The 17723-nt window shown below is 64.7% G+C and carries 12 protein-coding genes; 7 read left to right on the top strand and 5 right to left on the bottom strand.

Annotated features, from left to right (window positions below; genetic code table 11):
* The first annotated feature begins 2 nt into the window (after positions 1-2).
* The gene (locus tag JQ507_08205; protein ID QRI71444.1) at positions 3-863 is read left to right on the top strand and encodes a sugar phosphate isomerase/epimerase; all 861 of its coding nucleotides are present in this window, start codon (positions 3-5) and stop codon (positions 861-863) included.
* On the top strand, positions 776-2428 hold the full coding sequence (locus JQ507_08200) for a hypothetical protein (GenBank protein ID QRI71443.1): 1653 nt from the start codon (positions 776-778) through the stop codon (positions 2426-2428). Before JQ507_08205 ends, JQ507_08200 begins: the two co-directional genes overlap by 88 nt.
* A gap of 15 nt (positions 2429-2443) precedes the next feature.
* On the opposite strand, the gene JQ507_08195 is transcribed toward JQ507_08200, so the two are convergent.
* Both JQ507_08195 and JQ507_08190 read right to left on the bottom strand, forming a co-directional pair.
* Entirely contained in the window at positions 2444-3292 is an 849-nt protein-coding gene (locus JQ507_08195) for an AAA family ATPase (protein ID QRI71442.1), read from the bottom strand.
* A gap of 310 nt (positions 3293-3602) precedes the next feature.
* Positions 3603-4391, bottom strand: coding sequence for a crotonase/enoyl-CoA hydratase family protein (locus tag JQ507_08190; protein ID QRI71441.1), 789 nt, complete (start codon positions 4389-4391; stop codon positions 3603-3605).
* Between the two features lie 102 nt (positions 4392-4493).
* Here JQ507_08190 and JQ507_08185 point away from each other — a divergent pair, with 102 nt between their 5' ends.
* The 4 genes from JQ507_08185 to JQ507_08170 all read left to right on the top strand — a co-directional run bounded on the left by JQ507_08185 (position 4494) and on the right by JQ507_08170 (position 8141).
* A complete protein-coding gene (locus JQ507_08185) occupies positions 4494-5063 on the top strand; it encodes a TetR/AcrR family transcriptional regulator (GenBank protein QRI71440.1) in 570 nt (189 codons plus the stop codon).
* A 37-nt stretch (positions 5064-5100) separates the two neighbouring features.
* Positions 5101-5859: an SDR family NAD(P)-dependent oxidoreductase gene (locus JQ507_08180; protein ID QRI71439.1), complete on the top strand. Its 759-nt coding sequence runs from the start codon at positions 5101-5103 to the stop codon at positions 5857-5859.
* A 112-nt stretch (positions 5860-5971) separates the two neighbouring features.
* Complete coding sequence (locus JQ507_08175) at positions 5972-6895, top strand: glutathione S-transferase family protein (protein QRI71438.1); 924 nt, start codon at positions 5972-5974, stop codon at positions 6893-6895.
* Between the two features lie 211 nt (positions 6896-7106).
* Positions 7107-8141: an LLM class flavin-dependent oxidoreductase gene (locus tag JQ507_08170; protein QRI71437.1), complete on the top strand. Its 1035-nt coding sequence runs from the start codon at positions 7107-7109 to the stop codon at positions 8139-8141.
* Positions 8142-8640: 499 nt separating this feature from the next.
* On the opposite strand, the gene JQ507_08165 is transcribed toward JQ507_08170, so the two are convergent.
* Positions 8641-10191, bottom strand: a complete 1551-nt coding sequence (locus JQ507_08165; GenBank protein QRI71436.1) for a porin — start codon at positions 10189-10191, stop codon at positions 8641-8643.
* A gap of 757 nt (positions 10192-10948) precedes the next feature.
* Positions 10949-14053, bottom strand: coding sequence for a DEAD/DEAH box helicase (locus JQ507_08160; protein ID QRI73252.1), 3105 nt, complete (start codon positions 14051-14053; stop codon positions 10949-10951).
* A gap of 625 nt (positions 14054-14678) precedes the next feature.
* Between JQ507_08160 and JQ507_08155 the strand changes: the two genes are divergently transcribed.
* Positions 14679-16652, top strand: coding sequence for a substrate-binding domain-containing protein (locus JQ507_08155; GenBank protein QRI71435.1), 1974 nt, complete (start codon positions 14679-14681; stop codon positions 16650-16652).
* A gap of 98 nt (positions 16653-16750) precedes the next feature.
* Here JQ507_08155 and JQ507_08150 read toward each other — a convergent pair whose 3' ends face one another.
* The gene (locus JQ507_08150) at positions 16751-17656 is read right to left on the bottom strand and encodes an FkbM family methyltransferase (GenBank protein ID QRI71434.1); all 906 of its coding nucleotides are present in this window, start codon (positions 17654-17656) and stop codon (positions 16751-16753) included.
* Positions 17657-17723 lie beyond the last annotated feature (67 nt).

Raw genomic sequence — 17723 nt, 5'->3', positions numbered from 1 at the left:
CGGTGGCGCAGCAGCTGCGCGTCCTGCAATCGCTCTGGGCGATGGAGCGGCGGCTGGCGGATGAGGCCGAATGGCCGCTGCAAACCCAGCTCGCGATGATCCGCGATGCCGGGTTTGACGGCGCCGGCGTCCGCTTCATCGATCCGGCCTTCGCGCGCGAGGTGACGGGCTTCCTGCGCGCGCATGGCATGATCTGGCAGGCGCAATGCTACCCGAAGTGCGTCGATGACCTGAAGCCGGTGCTCGAGCTGGTCGCCGAGCTCGGCGCCGATCACGTCAACCTGCAGCCGGACGTCCGGCCGCGCCGGCTCGCCGACTGCATTCCCCTGCTCGAAGGCTGGCGACGGCTTGCCGCGGAGGCCGGCGTTCCCGTGCATGTCGAGACCCATCGCGACCGCATGACGACCGACCTGTTCTTCATGCTCGATCTGCTCGACTGCTTTCCCGATCTGCGGCTGACCGCCGACCTCTCGCACTATCTGGTCGGCCGCGAATTCGCCTGGCCGGTCGACGATGTCAATCATGCGATGATGCATCGCATTCTCGACCATGCCTGGGGCATCCACGGCCGGATCGCGAGCCGCGAGCAGGTGCAGATCTCGCTTGGCTTCGCGCAGCATCAGGGCTGGGTGTCGCTGTTCATGGACTGGTGGGACTACGGCATCCGCTCCTGGCGGAAGCGCGCCGGGCCCGATGCAACCCTGACCTTCCTGTGCGAGCTCGGTCCGCCGCCCTATGCCATCACCGGGCCCGACGGCAGGGAATTGTCCGACCGATGGCAGGACGCGCTGGTCATGAAGGACATGATCCGCGCGCTGTGGGAGCGCATCGCGAACGAGCCGCCACGCCCGCCGCCGCGTTGATTTGGACGAGCCGCGGCCGCATCCTGCGACAACCGCAATTCGGAGGGACGCGAGGGGCTGTGCGCGACCGCTTGGCATATCCGCTTCGACGCCTCGCATGCGTCGTCGTCCTGGCGATCGCCGCCTGCCTCGGCACGAAGGCGATCGCGGCGGAGCCGACGCTTGATGTCGCCGCCATGCCGCGCGTCGCCACGATCGGCCCGCGCTTCCAGTCCTACAACATCGAGATGGTCGAGGTGACCGGCGGACGGTTCTGGAAGCCTTATGCGGCCGCCGATGCGAGTGCCAAGACGGAACAATTGGCACCGCGCACACCGATCGATCTGCGCGATGGCAGGCTGCGCAAACTCGCCGCAGCGCTCGCTCCGGCCTATCTTCGCGTGAGCGGAACCTGGGCCAACAGCACGTTCTTTGCCGATTCCGATACGCCGCCGGCCGCACCGCCGGCCGGCTTCAACGGCGTGCTGACACGGCAGCAATGGCGAGAGGTGATCGATTTCTCGCACGCGGTCGACGCTCCCATCGTCACGTCCTTTGCGATCAGCGCCGGCACGCGTGACGCCGGGGGGCGATGGAGCGCGGAACAGGCCCGGCAGCTTCTCGCCTTCACGCGGTCGGCCGGTGGCCATATCGCCGCAGCGGAATTCATGAACGAGCCCGATCTGCCGACGATCGGCGGCGCTCCCGCAGGCTATGACGCCGCAGCCTACGGCCGCGACTTTGCAGCGTTCAGTGCCTTCATGAAGGACGCAGCGCCCGATGTGACGATCCTCGGTCCAGGCACGATCGGCACCGGCGCCGATACACGCGCGCGCTTTGCGGTGTCGGCTGCGGGCATCGACGAGGTCTCCTATCATCATTACGGCGCCCTCTCCGCGCGCTGCTCCGGCGATCGCACCGCGAAGTTCGCCCTGTCGGACGCCTGGCTGGCACGAACCGGGAAGACGCTCGCCTTCTACCGAACGCTTCGCGACCGGCTCGCATCGGGCAAACCGATCTGGCTGACCGAGACCGCGGAAACTGCCTGCGGTGGCAATCGCTGGGCTGCAACCTTCACCGATACGTTCCGCTACCTCGATCAGCTCGGCCGTCTCGCCAGGGCCGGCGTTCAAGTGGTGATGCACAACACGCTCGCGGCGAGCGACTACGGGCTGCTCGATGAGCGAACCCATCTGCCGCGGCCGAACTACTGGGCCGCGCTGCTGTGGCGGCGATTGATGGGAACCAGCGTGCTCGATGCCGGCGTCACCGTGCAGCCCGGCCTCCACGTCTATGCGCATTGCGCACGCGACATGCCGGACGGAGTAGCCCTGCTCGTCATCAACAATGATCGGCGTTACCAGCGCAAGCTGACCCTGTCAGCCGCCTCGCAACGATACACATTGGCGAGCGCAAACCCCGCAGACGGCACCGTTCGGCTCAACGACAGCCCGCTGGCGCTGGCGGCTTTCGACCAGATCCCCGCGCTGAATGGTGAGGTTGCCGCGGCCGGACCGATCACCTTCGCGCCCGCGACGATCACGTTCCTGACCATTGCCAATGCCGGCAACACCAATTGCCGATAGCGAGCCGACGCCGCCTTACGCCGCGTCGCGGCTGTCCTCGGAGGAGGCTGCCGGGCGCACCAGATGGCCAAGCATGATCGCTGTCATCAGCCGCTCCATCTCAAGCCATGCAGTGACATGCGACATGGTCGGGCGGCCGCCAATCGCGAGCTGATTGACGTCGTCGACCGCCGTCAATCCGCGCGGGTAGAATTCACGGAAGATCACACGTTCGGCCAAGCCGTCGACCAGGCGGAAGTTCAGCGTCTTCGATAGCTCGCCGAGGGCTTCGCCGACCACGCGCTTGTTGCGCGAACCGATCGTGGAGAGACGGTTGCGCAGCACCACCCATTCGAATGCCGGCTGGTCGTTCGCGCTGCGCTGCCGCCGCGCCTCCTCCACCATTTTCGAATAGTGGCTGATGCCGGTCACCTTGAAGTCGTTCGGATCGACGGTGCCGAGGACGTCGAAGTCGACGAAGCTGTCGTTCAGCGGCGTAATCAGCGTATTCGCCAGCGCATGCGTGAACGTCGTCAGATAAGTGTCATGGCCGGGACAGTCGATGACGACGAAGTCGTGCGACCGGCTGAGCCGTTCGACGATCTCGGCAAGCGCGCTGCGGCCGAGCGTCTCGACTTCGCTGCTCCTGCCGCTCACCGTCTCGAAGCACATATGTGCCGGGATGCCGAGATCGAGCGAGGTCTCTCGCGCCCAGTCCCGCCGGTTATCGACGTAATGCGTCAGCGATTTCTGCTTGTTGTCGAGATCGATGGTGGCGACGCGCTGACCCGCCTTGATCAGCGCGACGGCGACGTGCATGGCAATCGTCGACTTGCCGGAGCCGCCCTTGTTGTTTCCTACAACGATGACGCGTGCGTTTGTCATGGGAATCCCTACCGGACGCTTGAGCCAAAGCAGGACGAAATCAAATTTCATGAATGCTTTGAATCTCCCTGATTCGACGAATCTCGACAAGAGTCGTCGCAACATCACCGTGATCGAAATTCGTGCGGTTGCGACATCATTGTCACAACCGCATCGAGGGCACGTACCGTGAACGCAATGCACGTCTCAGGGACTAACGTCCCTGAGACGAAGGCGCGATGAGACCAGGTAGGATCGTCATCGCGCTTTAGCGCCTTGTTCGAGCATGATCTTTCCGGAAAACCCGCTTTGCACTTTTCCGGATCATGCTTCAGCGCCCCTGGAACACGGCGGCGCGGCGTTCCACGAATGACTTGATGCCTTCGGCCGCATCCGACGTGTTGAGCACGCGTTCGCGGATCTCGGGGATGATCGCGATCGCCGCCTGCTCGCCGGCTTCGATGAACTTGCGGCCCGCCTCTTTCGTCACCTGGATTCCAAGCGGCGCATTGCGCGCAATGATCCCGGCAAGCGCCATCGCACGCTCCACCTGCTGACCCGCTGGCACGACCTCCTGCACGAGGCCGATCCGGTGCGCTTCTGCTGCGGTGAACTCGTCGCACAGCAAGAGGTGATACATCGCATCACCCCACCCGGCGCGGCTGATGTAGCGGAAATGCGCACCGGCCAGCGGCGCGATGCCGCGCTTGGCCTCCATCTGGCAGAACCGGCTGTCATCGGCGGCGACGACGATATCGCCGGCCAGCATCATCTCGATGCCGACGGTGAATACGATGCCCTGCACCGCCGTGACGATCGGCTTGCGGCAGCGCTTCGACAATCCAAAGGGATCGACGTTGCCCTCCGGCAGCGGCTTGCGCGATGCGGTCGGGCCAAAGAATTTCGGCATGTCGAGACCTGCAGTGAAGCTGCCGCCGGCAGCACAGAGCACGCCGACCCAGAGACCGTCGTCATTGTCGAGCAGTGTCAGCGCGTCGGACAGCTCGGCCATCATCTCCGGGCTGAAGGCGTTCTTCTTCGCGGGATTGTCGATGATGATCTTCAGGATGTGATCGTGACGCTCGTGGCGGACCCGACCCTCGCTCGCGCTGCCCGACATCTGTTGCTCCCTGCTTTGTGACTGACTATTTTCTGGATGATGCTTGTCATCCAGATGCATGATGGTCATAATCCAGAATGAGAGTCAAACAGGGGTACTGAGATGGGCCATTCCCAGGCCGACAAGGCCAGGAGCCGCGAGCGGATTCTGAACGAGGCCGCAACGCAGATCCGCGACAAGGGGCTCGACGCGCTCAGCATCGGCAGCCTGATGCAGCAGGTGAAGCTCACCCATGGCGGATTCTACGGGCATTTCGCCTCGCGTTCCGACCTGGTCGCCGCGGCGCTGGAACATGCGCTGAATGCCGGTGAAGCGTCGGCGCATGCAGCGCGCGACCCCGACAAGCCGGTCAGTATCAACACGCTGGTGCGCAGCTATCTCAGCCGCGCCCATCGCGACCAGCCCAAGTCGGGCTGCGCGATCGGCGCGCTGATCTCCGATGTCGGCCGCGCCGACGCGCAATGCCGCGCGGTGATGGAACCGCACATCGAATCCTTCATCGCCAAGGTCGCCGAGACATTCGATGATGATGACGATAGCCGCGCAATCCTGGCAGTCAGTGCGATGGTCGGCGCGCTTGCGATCTCGCGCGTGCTGACCGACTCGAGGCGCTCCGACGCCGTGTTGCGCACGGTGCGCGACGGTATCGTGGCAATGGCATCGGACGAATGATCCTCCCGCTACGCGGGCAGCTTGAATGGAGTGAGCCATGAACAACCGATCCGGCCTTGAACCAATTGCCGTGCAGGGCAGCGTGCTGATTGCCGGCGTCGGCGCATCCAATGGCCTCGGCGCCGCGATCGCGCGCCGTTTTGCCGCCGGCGGCTATCCCGTCGCGATCGCCGGGCGCAATGCCGAGAAGCTCGCCGCAACCGCCGCCGAACTCGCTGCTGATGGCGCCAGGGTCACGCATGTGGTTGGCGATGCCTCCACCGCGGCCGACGTCGCGCGCTTCGTCGAGGCTGCACAAAAGCTCGCGCCGCTCGCGATGGCCGTGCACAATGCGGGCTCCAACCGGCCGGCGCCGTTTCTCAAGGTCAGCGAGCAGCGTTTCGAGGAGCACTGGCGCGAGCACGCGCTCGGCGGTTTCCAGCTCGCTCAGGCCGCGATCCCCGCGCTGCTCGCGCGCGGCGGCGGCACGCTGGTGTTCACCGGCGCCAGCGGCTCGCTGCGCGGCAAAGCCAATTATTCGCCCTTCGCCGCCGCCAAGGCGGCGCTGCGCGCGCTGGCGCAGAGCGTTGCGCGGGAATTCGGGCCACAGGGCATTCATGTCGGCCACGTCGTGGTCGACGGCGGCATCGAGGGGGATCGCCTGCTGAGCCTGCGTCCGCAGTTGAAGGACGATCGCGGACCGGACGGGCTGCTCAACATCGCTGCGATCGCCGACGCCTATTGGGTGCTGCATCACCAGCATCGCAGCGCCTGGACGCTGGAGCTTGATCTGCGGCCGTGGGCGGAGCAGTTCTGAGCGCCCGTGGCGGCACGCCTTCACCCGGGAAAATCGATTGCGATCGGCGCAAATCTTGTCAGGCTATGCGACAAGGTCCGTTCGAGATCGCAACCTGTCCCGGGAGAAGGCCATGTCGCAGCCCACGCCGATCCTGCATCATTTCGACCAGTCGCCGTTCTCCGAGAAGATCCGCGTCATCTTCGGATTCAAGCAGCTCGCCTGGAACTCGGTGCGGATTTCCCGGATCATGCCGCGGCCGGACCTGATGCCGATGACCGGCGGCTACCGCCGCACGCCGACGATGCAGATCGGTGCCGACATCTATTGCGACACCCAGATCATCATCCGCGAACTGGAGCGGCGCTTTCCAACGCCGACGCTGTTTCCGGCAGGCCATGCCGGGATGCCCTGGGCGCTCGGCATGTGGACCGACCGGCCATTCTTCCAGAGCACGGTGAACCTCGTATTCGGCTTCATCGGCGACAAGGTCCCGCAGGATTTTATCGCGGACCGCGAGAAGCTGCGTGGCGGCAAGTTCGACATTGCCGCCATGACCGCGGCGCTGCCACAGATGCGCGACCAGTTCCGCGCCAATGTCGACTGGATCGAGGCGCAACTCGGTGACAACAGGCCGTTTCTTTTCGGCGAGTTCAGCCTCGCCGACGTCAGCGCCTACATGAACGTGTGGTACGCGCGGCAGAGCCTCGCCACGATGGACGAGATGATGAAATCCTGGCCCCGCATTGCGGCCTGGGAGCAACGCATCCGCGCCATCGGCCACGGCACGCGCACCGAGATGTCGTCGGGCGACGCGCTCGAGATCGCGGCGAAGGCGCGGCCGGAGTCGCCCGTCTTCGGCGACCCTGCCGATCCGAACGGCCGCAAACCGGGCGACATCGTCAGCGTGATGCCGGATGACTACGGCAAGGTCCCGGTCCGCGGCGAGATCGTCTCGCTGTCGGCCCAGCACATCGCGATCCGCCGGTCCGACGAACGCGCCGGCGCGGTCGTGGTGCATTTCCCGCGCGCCGGCTTCCTGGTCGTTCCGGGCTGATCAGCCAGCGGCGCCCCGCGACCTGGAAACGCTGCGTTTCGCGACGTGACCTTGTCGGGCCGCGAACCGGTAATATTTCCGTCCCATCTCCAACTGAAGGCTCCACAGCGCGGGCTTGCGGACATCTCAGCAAGCAACACGACCTCTCGGCCTGCGTGCGATGGGTGGCCCGTGGCGGATGCTCCGCCACGCCGACAAACTGGACTATGTGATGACGACCTCCCTCGAATTTGGGCTCGATACGTTCGGCGACGTCACCAACGACGCCGGCGGGGCGCCGCTGGCCCACGCCCAGGTGATCCGCAACGTCGTCGACGAAGCGGTGCTGGCCGATCAGCTCGGAATCGATTTCATCGGGCTCGGCGAGCACCACCGGGCCGATTTTGCGATCTCCTCGCCCGAGACCGTGCTGGCGGCCATCGCCGCGCGCACGGAGAATATCCGCCTCGGCTCGGCGGTGACCGTGCTGAGCTCGGACGATCCGATCCGCGTGTTCCAGCGCTTCGCAACCGTCGATGCGGTCTCGAACGGCCGTGCCGAGGTGATCCTCGGCCGCGGCTCCTTCACCGAATCGTTCCCGCTGTTCGGCTTCGACCTCAGGCAATACAACGAGCTGTTCGAGGAGAAGCTCGACCTGTTCACCGAGCTCCTGAAGCAGGAACCGGTGACCTGGCAGGGCAAGCTGCGGCCGCCGCTCAAGGACCAGTCGGTCTATCCGCCGGTCGAGCGCGGCCGGCTGAAGACCTGGATCGGCGTGGGCGGCAGCCCCGAATCGGTGGTGCGCGCAGCGCATTACGACCTGCCGCTGATGCTCGCCATCATCGGCGGCGATCCCAAGCGCTTCGCGCCCTATGTCGATCTGCACCAGCGCGCCTACCAGCAGTTCGGCCGGACGCCGCAGCCGATCGGCGTGCATTCACCGGGCTATGTCGCCGAGACCGACGCGCAGGCCCGCGAAGAGCTGTGGCCGCACTACAAGGTGATGCGTGACCGGATCGGCAAGGAGCGCGGCTGGCCGCCGATGGGCCGCGACGAGTTCGTCGCCGAGGCCGAGCACGGCTCGCTCTATGTCGGAGCGCCGGAAACCGTCGCGCGCAAGATCGCGGCGACCGTGAAGGCGCTCGGTGCCGCGCGCTTCCAGCTGAAATATTCGGCGGGCCCGCTGCCGCATGAGAAGCTGATGAAGAGCATCGAGCTCTATGGAAGCAAGGTGGTGCCGATGGTGCGCGACATGCTCGCCGCGTGACACCTGCGAGCCGCCCACACAAAGCAAGACCCCCGGCGTTCTAGCGCCGGGGCGCATTACAGACAGGCCCGCGATGCCTGGCTGGCCGAAACAATCGAATCAACCTCAATCTTGGTTCAGAGGTTGGGTCTCGCGGCGTGATACGTGAACGGGTCCGCCGCCCATCCTCGACCATGTCGCTCCAGCCAGCCCTCTGCCACCAACTTTCGGCACGTTGGATTGACGCGCTGTATGGAGCCTCCGTCGCCGAAGATACGCTCGGCAATCTGGCGTTCGGTCAGACCCGGCTGTTCGCGAATAAGCCGAATTATTTGTTGAGCTACCGTCATCGGTCGCCAAAAACGATCCATCGGTGGATCGGTACTGATTAATGAACCAAATATGACATCGTACGAAAAAATGGCGCTCTTGTGAGAGCAGCCGCATTGCCCGAACAAAGCAAAACCCCCGGCGTTTTGGCGCCGGGGGCTCTGTTAGCTGGCTATCAGATCAACCGGTATTACCAGTTGCGCTGAGCGCGGAGCAGCAGGGTCACAGTATTCTGGTCCTTCAACTCGTAGAGAGCAGCAGGCTTGCCGATCGCGGCGCTGGGCGCCGCCACCGTACCAGCATACTTCTGATCCAGATGGGTGTAGGTCAGGTCTGCCGTGAAGGTCAGGTTCTTGACCGGGGTCCACTGGGTCTGGGTGCCAATCTGCGCGATATTGTAGTCGGGGTTGCAGGTGGTGATCGCGCCGCCCAGAGCATTGAGGGTGGTCCGAACCGAACCGCCCACGCCGCCGACGCCGCAGAGCAGGGTCTTAGCCGTATCGTTGTAGGTGATACCGGCATAAGCACCGTAGATCGAGGTGTTCCAGTAGGGGCTCCAGTTGTGCACGTATGCACCGCGGAAGCCCCAGGTCGTGACCAGCTGCTGCCCGGTGTTCACGCCACCGATAGCACCGAACACGCTGTCCGGCGCAACGCCGATACCAACGCTCTGGTAGGCGCCCGGCAGACCGGTTCCACCATAAATGGTGTTCGCACCAGCCGAACCAGCGAGGTCCTGGATGTTGTAGCGCGTCGCACCGTTGGTGTAGACGCCCTGCACGTTGATCGTGTCGCCAGGTCCGGTCGGAATGTTCTTGATCGACAAGGCCAGCTGACCAGCCCAGCCCCACTTGTCGTCCGGATGACCGGTCAACTCAGTGCCGCCGTAGTAGGCCGCGTGGTTGTTATGCGCCGCGAACGACGCCTGGAACAGACCCCAAGCCTGGTCGACGCGCAGCATCGCGACGAGGTCCGGAGCAATCGTGCCGGCGTAATCGCTGGTGCCGTAAGCGCCACCCGCGAGGATGTTGTTCACGCCAGCCTGGTAGTAGGCGGTCTGGTCCTGAGCCGACAGAGACAGCGACACGCCGTTGCCGAACTGAGCGGTGTAGGTGAACTGGTTCACGCCAGTGATAGTACCGCCGCCGCCGACGAGGCCGTCGAAGTTGTTGCCCGGATAGTTGGCCCACGGAGCCGAGAACTGCGAGACTGCCTTACCCATCGTGAAGCCGGCGAACTGGATGAAGGCGTAGTAGACGCCAACCGTACCGCCTGCAACCGCACCGGAGTTCGCGTTGTTCGGGGCCTGAACCGCGCCGATCGGGGAGTAAACGGTCGCACCGTTGCCCTGGCCGGCGTAGGTATCCGAAGTCCACGAGAACGTCGCATCGAAGAAGGTACGGACGACACCGTATTCGGTCGCAGTACGCGTATCGATGTTCAGGTCTTCACGAGAGCGCCAGGTGTAGCCGTTGGTGAACCGGTTGTTTGCACCGCCGGCACCCGAGGTGTTGCCGGTGTGATCCGAGTTCGAGTTCACGACGACGTCGGCGCGCAGGTAGCCGCCCAGCTTGATACAGGTGTCGGTGCCCGGGATGTAATAGAAACCGGGACCATACAGGGAGCAAACCTTCACGTACTCGACCGCTTTGGCCTTGACGGGAAGATCGGCCGCCTGAGCTCCGCCGACCGCGACGAGTGCCGCCGCCGAGCCGAGGATAAGGCTCTTAACCATCTTCATGTTAAACCTCCAAGTTGCTCTATCTCAGGGAAGGTTCCGGATCCGCCGGGTAAAACACCCTCAGGTTGGTTCCCTTTGTCCCTTAAATCCCCGCTCAGTCGCTTCGCGCCTTCGGACACACCCGCATGAACGCGAGGGACTTAAGCGAACCACCTAGAACGGGACGACCTTGGGATGCCCCCCTCCGTCGCAGTTCCATATGAGACAGAAGGCCCCCGATCACGCAACAAAAGACCGCTCGCCTTGGCAGGAGTTGCGGCTGTTTTTGGGCAAATGTTGCACAAATATCACGGGCTTTTGAACTGCGGCATTTCAGCAAGTCATTGAAAAATATACATAATATTTGGAGTTACCGCTAGCGGGCACAAATTGGGCAACACCGGGCGGAACGGTGTGCAAAACGCGTAGTCCTACGGAGAAGGCGAAAATCGGAGCCCGTTTTGGCGGCACTGATTCCGGCCACGGGCAGACTGTTTCAGTCCAAAAAAACCGCTATCTGTAGAACATAGCCCGCCCAAAATACCGTCGACTCGCGCCTGGAAGGGGGCTTTCCGATCGGCTCGGAGCAGGCACGAAGACGGCGGACGGACCGCTTGTTGTCTGCATTAGCGGCGCTACATGTCACCGCGATGTCAGTCCGCAGATCAGTCGATTCGTTCTCCGCAGCAGCCACGCGATGAAATATCTCCACTGCATGCGTGAAGCAGTCACAAGGCGCGACGCCGTGAGATGACGCCGCCGACGAACGCCGTCGCAGTCACTCGTCCAGGATATCCAGCAGATCGTTGATCCGCTCGAACGGCGGCTCTTGCGTCCGGCCCGAGTAGAAGACGCGATCGCCGTCACGTTGTAGCGATCGCGCTCTGGATTTAGGCAACCGCCCAGGCAGGAACGTCGCTGCGACGGCCTCCGGTCCGACGTCGAGCCTGACGATGCCGCGCCGCTTGCAATCGATCCTCAGTCTTGCCGCCGCGAAGAAGTCGCGCCCCGCCGGCGGCAGCCTGCCGAAGCGGCGAGAGGTCTCTTCCTCGAGATCTTCCAGATCGTCCTCGTTCCGGCACCTCGCGACGCGGCCATAGATTTCGAGGCGCATCGATTCCGACTGCACGTAACTCCTCGGCAAGAGATCCGCGACCGGAATATTGAGGTCCGGCACCCACAGATCGCCGGACCGATCGCTGGCCTTCTCCGAAGCCTGCTTCAGAAGGTGGCTGTACAGCACCGGTCCGAACACCTGCACGTGGCCGGACTGCCGCTCGGACAACAAATCTCCGGCACCCCTGAGGTCCAGATCACGCTCGCTGATCGCAAAGCCGGCACCCGGCCTGCTGAACTCCTCCAGAACCGCCAGACGCTTGCCGGACTGCTCCGAGCTCGATTCAGTCAGCATGTACGCGAAGGCGCGCGTTCCGCCGCGCCCCACCCGTCCCCTCAGCTGGTGCAGCTGCGCGAGGCCAAACTTTTCCGGCCAGCAGACCACGATGGTGTTCGCCCGGGGAATGTCGAGACCGCTCTCCACGATATTGGTCGCCAGCAGAACGTCGGCCTCACCTTCGACAAAGCTCATCATGCGGTCGTCAAGCTCGTCGGCGGGGAGCTTGCCATGCAGGCAAACGATGCGGAGCTCCGGGGCGACCGCCTGCACGCGCGCCAGCAGCGGATCGAGATCCTGGATGCGCGGACAGATCAGGAAGCTCTGCCCGTGACGCCGCTGCTCGCGCAGCAATGCCGCGGCAATGGCCGCGTCCGACAACGGCGCGATCCTGGTCACGATTGGAAGCCGATGCACAGGCGGGGATGCGATCACGCTCAGATCCCTGAAGCCCGCAAGACCCGCCGCCAGCGTGCGCGGGATCGGCGTCGCGCTCATCCAGAGCGTATGGACGCCCTTCGCGAGCCCCGAGAGCTTCGCCTTCTCCGCGGCCCCGAAGTGCTGCTCCTCGTCGACGATGACCAGGCTGAGCTTGGCGAATTTCACGTCCTTCGAGGCGATCGCCTGCGTGCCGACCACGACCTTCATCTTGCCGCTTCGCAGGCCTTCCTTGGTCTCTCGCATTTCCTGCGCTGACGTCGCGCGTGACAGGCTTCCCACCTCGATGCCGAACGGTGCAAAGCGCTTGCGGAACGTTGCGACGTGCTGCCTTGCCAGAACGGTGGTCGGCACGACGATGGCAACCTGCTTGCCCGACAGGGCAACGGCCGCCGCCGCGCGCAAGGCCACCTCGGTCTTGCCAAAACCGACGTCGCCGCAGACGACCCGGTCCATCGGATGACCCGACGCAAGATCGTCGAGCACATCGCGGATCGCCTTCGCCTGGTCGACGGTCGTGAAATACGGAAAGCGCGCGACGAACCGTTCGTAGGCGGGACCGGGAGCGACCAGCTTCGGAGCGCGCCGGCGCCGCCGCTGCGCGATGTGCTTGGCGAGCGCCTTGGCGGCGATCTGGATTTCCTGCTCCGCCCTGGTGCGCCGCGCCCACCACGTGCTGCCATCCGCCCGGTCCAATGTCAGCCTGCCGAGCTCCGCCGCATAGGGCCAGATCAGCGCGAGGTCAGCGGGCGGAACGAGCGCGGCATCATCGCCCGCAAATGCCAGCCTGATCATCTCGCGGGATGATCCCTTGCCCATGTCGAGGGCCTGCAAGCCATCGAGCACGGCGAGCCCCCGCTGCAGATGAACCACGACCGCGCCCCGCTCCGGCACGTCGGGATGATCGAACGCCGCACTCCAGGCTCTGGCCATCGGCTGCGGATGATGGGCCCGGCTGCCGAGCACGTCGGTCGCCGTCACGACGACAAGCGGCTTGCGGCCCGAACCGATGAAGCCGGTGTCGAAGTCCGCCAGCAGCGCTGCTTCGCCGCCCCGTCCGTTCGCCGCCTCGTCCCAGTCGGTGAAGCGCTCCGCCTTGATCCCGCCCATCCGCTCCATCGCGCGCAGGTCGTCCTCAACCGCCGCAACCAGCAGCAGCCGCGATCCGGCGCGCTCCGTGTCGGCGACAAAGGCGCGGAGCGCCTTCCGCGACGAGGCGACCTTGGAGAAATCAGGCGTCGGAGTGAACGCCGCCTTTCGCGGCAGCACGCTCATGCGTTTGGTCAGCCGCTTCCAGTCAGCAGGCGCAAAATACTCGCGCTCGGTCTCCCTGCGGCCGGCTGCCTCCTTGATCGTGCTGAGCCAGCTATCGGCGTGACCGGACACGCCCGCGTCCGCGATCCAGCGTGCGCGCTCACAATAATCCGGCAGCACCGCCCGCTGCGCCCGCTTGCCGCCGAGCGCGATCCGTTCCGACATCGGATCGATCAGCAGCTCCTGCGTGTCGAAGACGACGTCGTGCTCGTTGGGATCGACGCGGGCGATCCTGCGGATCACGTCGCCGGAATGCTCGATCCTGAACGGCCCGAGGCCGCCGGCCGGAAACACTTCGAACGTCATGCCGTGGAACAGAACGCTCCCGGGATAATCCGCCTCTTCGTCGAGATCGTATCCGAGCGCCTCCAGGCGATCCTTGAGATCCTGCTCGGAATGGCGCGCGCCGACCTTCAAGCTGATGCTGAGGCGGCCCCAGCTCGCGGGCAACGGCAGCCGCTCCATGACCGCCTCCGCGGTCGACACCAGGAAGACGGGCTTCTTGCGCTTCGCAAGACGCCGCAACACCGAACTGCGCCGGCCGGCGATCTCGCGCGACGGCTCCAGCCCGTCGAACGGCAAGGTATTCAGCCGCGGGAATACCAGCACCTCGAGCGAAGCATCGAGCGAATGCAACACGCTGCCGAGGCGCTCGGCCCTGTTCTCGCTCTCTGCAAGGAAAACGACGCCGTCGCGGCCGGACTGCTTCCATTGCTCGCGGAGGTGCAGCGCCAACATGCCGAGGGGCGAGGAAGATGATATCCCGGAACGCGCCGCTCCCTTGCTGTTCTTCGTCGCGCCAGCAGCAGCGCGGGCCTTCTTGGTATTCGCCACGTCAAATCCATCGTTATTTCGTGAGAGCGATCGCCTGGTGACAAGCGACCGCAGGCCGCCGGCGCCCCCCGACGCACGCAGGCCGCGCCCTCATTACAGTCTCGCACGCGCGTTGGATAGCCGCGGGTTGGGGATCAATTGCGGCAACGGGGATCGTCTCGCGCGGTGCCGTCAGCTCCTTTGTCATCCGGCCCCCACATCAGGTCGCGGCGCTTGCGCTTTGCTCCGGTGAGACGCCACTTGTCCGAGAACTCCACTCGTCTGAAAAATCACCACGAGCTCCTGCGCATCGCACCAATTCAGATTGTCTAAGGGGTGTGAGCCACATCGGCGCCGAAGCCGACACACGCCGCGCAGGGCTGTTCACCTTGGGCGGCGAACAGCTTCGATTGTCTTGAGACGTTCCTGCAAGGTCTTCTTCATCGCCGTCCCATTCACTGCCATCGAACAAGACGTTCTGGACATCACGAGGCCGTCAGGCGGTCACGCGGCGCTTCTGTGTCACGCAACAAAAACAGGGAAGGTTATCATGAAGACGAAATCGTTCGCCGAACGCGTGCTGGGCACGACCTCGCTGGTCGTGTTGTCGGCCGCCGCCATGATCGGAGCCCAGCAACCGGCTGCGGCCCAAACCGGCATCTACGGTGGCGGCAGCACGCTGTCGTCGCTGGCGCTGCGGCAGATCTTCGACTGCTATGCGGGCGCGACGCTGGCCAATGACGGCCAGGCATTCTCGCCGAGCTTCTCGACCGCGACGCCGAGCCCGAACCTGCTGCCGACCAGCTGCACCTTGTTCTCGACCTCGATCGAGGGATTGTTCGCCGCCGTCGGCTCCGGCAACGGCCAGCGCGCCTACATCGCCGACGATGCGCAGCAATTGTTCCGCGGCAGCCCGGCCTCCGCGCCGGCCGTGGTGCGCAAGCCCTCGGCCAAGCCGGCGTTCCGCGACACCGCCAATTCGGCCTTCAAGAGCTATCCCTATCCGCGGCTCGACTTCGCCGCCAGCGACGCGCCGCTCGCCAGCTCGATTGCAAGCCTGACCACGATCTCGTTCAGCAATTTCATCCCGTCGACCAATTGGCAGAACACGTTGCTGATCGGCGCCCTGAGCAGCACGGCCGCCAGCTTCAATCCGTCAGCCGTCGGCGCGCCGATCCAGGTGCCGGCCATGGAGGTCCCGGTTGCGATTGCGGTCAACACGTCGAACTCCGCTTCGGGCGTGACCTGGACCAACCAGTCGGCGCTGTCGCCGAACAACCAGGCCGGCGGAGCGATCCAGCTCTCCGCCGCGCAGCTCTGCGCGATCTTCTCGGCGACCGTGACGGACTGGCACGACACCTCGACGCTGATCCCCGCGCTCGACGCCCACGGCGTGCAGCAATTCCAGCACTTTTACGACGCCAACACCAACGGTTCGCTGACCCCGGTCGCCTATACCAGCGGCCGGCTGCCGATCAAGGTGGTCTACCGCGTGGATGATGCCGGCGCGAGCTTCATCCTGACCAACTACCTCGCCAACCTCTGCCCGCTACTCGACCCGACCGGCACCTATAACTACAAGAAGATCTTCACCGGCGTCGGCGTCGGCGGCAGCACCACGGCGAACCTGCCGTCCGGCAAGTTCTCCCGCCTGCTCGACAACATCAGGGCGGTGAGCAGCTCCGACCAGAGCGACCCGTTCGACGTGGACGACGATGAGGAACGTCCGGATCCGCATTGGATCAGCGCGTCGGGCAGCAACCACGAAGCGCTGAAGATCGGGACCGATCCGCGCTTCGCCGGCCGCATCGGCTATCTCAGCGCCGACTTCACCCAGCCCTATGCGCAGACCGTGACCGAGGAAATCGCCGGCACCACGATCTCCGCGGCGGCACCGCTGTCGGCCAGCGTCCAGAACGAACGGCAGCGCCTGCTCGGCGTCTATCACCCCGGTCAGACCGGCAGCAATGGCAGGGCGCAAAACTTCGTCCGGCCGACGCCGAACAATGCCCAGCTGGCGTTTTCCAACCTGACCGCGCCGAGCGTCAACAGCAGCTATGATGCCTGGAACCTGTATGCCCAGGTCTATCCCGCCGGCACCGTCGTCGGCGGCGTGACCTATGACGGCCTGTCCGTCATCGGCATCCCGCTGCAGACGCAGAGCGACTATCCGATCACCGGCGCGAGCTTCCTCAACGTGTATAGCTGCTACAGCGACACGGCCGGGACGCGGGTGCCTGCTGTGAAGAACTGGCTCGCCTGGTACTTCGGCGGATCGATCACCGGGCTGCCGAACTACAATCCGGCGACCTCGAACTCCGACAATCCCGGCTATGATCCGAACGTCGCCCGGGTGATCCGCAACAACGGCTTCCACGAACTCGACGGCCTGTGGGCCACCAACATCCTGAACGCCTATCTGACATCGAGCGCGGCCGGCGGCCTGCCGACCGCGATCGCGGCCTACAGCACGTCGGGCACGCAAACCGACGGCTGCGCCGGCGTCACCGGCGGCGCGAACTGACGCCGACATCGGATCGTGATCCGGGACGATCCGGATCACGATCTTCAAGACTTCAGCAGCCGGGCTCTCGATCGAGGCCCGGCTGTTTCGTTGCCATATCAGCCGGCCGTGGCGGCGGCGCGCTGCGCGGCGACCAGCTCGAAATAGCGGCTTCCGGCCTGGGGGATGATCGCATCGCGATTGAGCAGATGCTGGATGCAGATCGCCGCGAGATCGTAGGAGCCGTAGCAGTGATGGGCGACGAGGGCGAGATGCTTGAGCTGCTCGGAGCTCATCGCGTCGGCCTTGGTGAAATCGCGGACATAGACGGCGTCGGCCTCGAGCAGCTGGTTGAACGCCTCATAGGCATTGACGCCGCGCATCGGCCAGATCATCCGCTTGTTGATCGCCAGCAGGGCATGGGGGATGAAGCCCTGGCTGCGCAGCTCGAGGTCGATCTCGCCGAACACCGGCTGCTTCTTGTACAGCGGCAGAAACGAGACCTCGGTCTGGATCACGACCGCTTCCGCGAGCCGCCGCCGTCCGTTCTGGAAAACCGCGAGCTCCGAGCCCTGCACGTCGATCTTGAGATAATCCATCGCATCGATCTCGCCGATATCGTCGAGCCGATGCGTCGCGATCCTGCTGTCGGCGATGATGCGGGCCCATTCGTTGAAGCCCTGGAAGTGCTTCAGCATGACTGGGTCGGGCTCCAGCAGGCTGGTCATCCCGGGTGCGGCACAGACGCGGAGGCGGGCCTGCTCGCCGCTGCCGACGACATGAGGCAGATAAGTCTCGAGCTCGCTCTTGTGGGCATTCAACTCGGCCAGCGCGCTCGGTTGCGGCTCGAAGCCGAACAGCCGGCACAGGCGTTTCTGCAGCAGCGGCAGATAGGGCGGGACGTCGATCGGGTTGGCGCCGATATCGACCACAGCGGTAAGCCGTTCGGCTGCAAGCAGCGTGCTCAGCGGGTCGGTCTCGGAAACGGGAAGCGATGGCGCGGACGCGGTTGACGGGGATGACATCATGAGACCTCACGGAGCGTTGCAAGGCGCGTCGAACCTTGCGGTCGAAGCGCAAAGCTCAATCCCC

It is taken from the genome of Bradyrhizobium sp. PSBB068 (genome assembly GCA_016839165.1).
Lineage (GTDB): Bacteria > Pseudomonadota > Alphaproteobacteria > Rhizobiales > Xanthobacteraceae > Bradyrhizobium.
Note: the sequence above shows the minus strand (reverse complement) of the source record. Positions and strands in the feature narration are given on the sequence as shown.

Coding starts and splice junctions, on each gene's coding strand:
- JQ507_08200 (QRI71443.1), top strand. CDS start 776: ATGGCAGGACGCGCTGGTCATGAAGGACATGATCCGCGCGCTGTGGGA.
- JQ507_08195 (QRI71442.1), bottom strand. CDS start 3,292: ATGACAAACGCACGCGTCATCGTTGTAGGAAACAACAAGGGCGGCTCC.
- JQ507_08190 (QRI71441.1), bottom strand. CDS start 4,391: ATGTCGGGCAGCGCGAGCGAGGGTCGGGTCCGCCACGAGCGTCACGAT.
- JQ507_08185 (QRI71440.1), top strand. CDS start 4,494: ATGGGCCATTCCCAGGCCGACAAGGCCAGGAGCCGCGAGCGGATTCTG.
- JQ507_08180 (QRI71439.1), top strand. CDS start 5,101: ATGAACAACCGATCCGGCCTTGAACCAATTGCCGTGCAGGGCAGCGTG.
- JQ507_08175 (QRI71438.1), top strand. CDS start 5,972: ATGTCGCAGCCCACGCCGATCCTGCATCATTTCGACCAGTCGCCGTTC.
- JQ507_08170 (QRI71437.1), top strand. CDS start 7,107: ATGACGACCTCCCTCGAATTTGGGCTCGATACGTTCGGCGACGTCACC.
- JQ507_08165 (QRI71436.1), bottom strand. CDS start 10,191: ATGAAGATGGTTAAGAGCCTTATCCTCGGCTCGGCGGCGGCACTCGTC.
- JQ507_08160 (QRI73252.1), bottom strand. CDS start 14,053: ATGTTGGCGCTGCACCTCCGCGAGCAATGGAAGCAGTCCGGCCGCGAC.
- JQ507_08155 (QRI71435.1), top strand. CDS start 14,679: ATGAAGACGAAATCGTTCGCCGAACGCGTGCTGGGCACGACCTCGCTG.
- JQ507_08150 (QRI71434.1), bottom strand. CDS start 17,656: ATGTCATCCCCGTCAACCGCGTCCGCGCCATCGCTTCCCGTTTCCGAG.